1 pseudogene is annotated in these 422 nt (G+C 71.8%); it reads right to left on the bottom strand.

Annotation, left to right across the window (positions count from 1 at the left end):
• Positions 1 to 26: 26 nt before the first annotated feature.
• Positions 27 to 422 (bottom strand): annotated as a pseudogene (locus tag ACLZOT_RS50085) (alpha-mannosidase); the annotation flags it as partial.

The raw sequence follows: 422 nt of genomic DNA, 5'->3' as shown, positions 1-422 counted from the left end.
CGGGAACGCGGCCGTTCGTGTGCGAGCTACCGGCGCTGCCGGAGCTGTTGTTCGAACCGGTCGGCCCAGTACGCGGTCCGGTCCAGGTAGGCCGTCTCGGCGGCTTCCCCGGTCTTTCCGTAGGCGCCCTCGAAGGTCTCGTAACCGTGGCCCGGGGGCGGGGTGGAGGAGGCGGGTTCGATGGAGCTGCCCTCGTGCCACTCGTTGAACGAGGTGACGGAGACCCAGGTGGGGTCGCCGCCGATGGCCGGGTCGAGGGCGTTGTTCCACTCCAGGTCGTACGAGGCGCCGTCCTCGCGGCCGAGGGTCGGGGTCGTGTTGCCGGGGACGGCCCGGTCGTCGATGTAGCCGGGGGCGACCGAGGGCGCCCAGACGAGACCGTTGGCCTTGGCGTAGTCGCCCGCGTTCTTCCAGCCGGGGGC

Source organism: Streptomyces sp. 4F14 (assembly GCF_048159485.1).
In the GTDB taxonomy this organism is placed as follows: Bacteria; Actinomycetota; Actinomycetes; order Streptomycetales; family Streptomycetaceae; genus Streptomyces.
Note: the sequence above shows the minus strand (reverse complement) of the source record. Positions and strands in the feature narration are given on the sequence as shown.